Genomic DNA, 375 nt, shown 5'->3' on the forward strand with positions numbered 1-375 from the left:
AGTTTTATCCATCCCTGCGTTATTTTATGACTCGCATAGCAGGCTATGCTTCGCCATAAAATGCCTTGTGATGAATAAAATTCCGAGAGGTAAGTGCCTAAAATGGGGCCATAGCTCAGCTGGGAGAGCGCCTGCCTTGCACGCAGGAGGTCAGCGGTTCGATCCCGCTTGGCTCCACCATTAACCTGACCGTTTGTTTGTTTTGTGACCATTGATAAGTCGCACATTTTTAGACGTCGCTTTATCACTGTTCATTGAACAGTTGCTCTTTAACAATGTATATCATGCTGACATTAACGTTTTTTAAAACGTTGATACGTAATTGTTGTGTGATACGTCTCAAGCGTATCCGGCAATCGTTGTCATTGCGAGATA

1 tRNA gene is annotated in these 375 nt (G+C 43.7%); it reads left to right on the top strand.

The annotated features are described in order from the left end of the window. Nucleotides 1–104: 104 nt before the first annotated feature. Nucleotides 105–180, top strand: a tRNA-Ala gene (locus ACT3T7_RS18435). Nucleotides 181–375: the final 195 nt, after the last annotated feature.

The sequence above is a fragment of the Halomonas sp. 111 genome (assembly GCF_052379685.1).
Taxonomy (GTDB): domain Bacteria; phylum Pseudomonadota; class Gammaproteobacteria; order Pseudomonadales; family Halomonadaceae; genus Vreelandella; species Vreelandella citrativorans.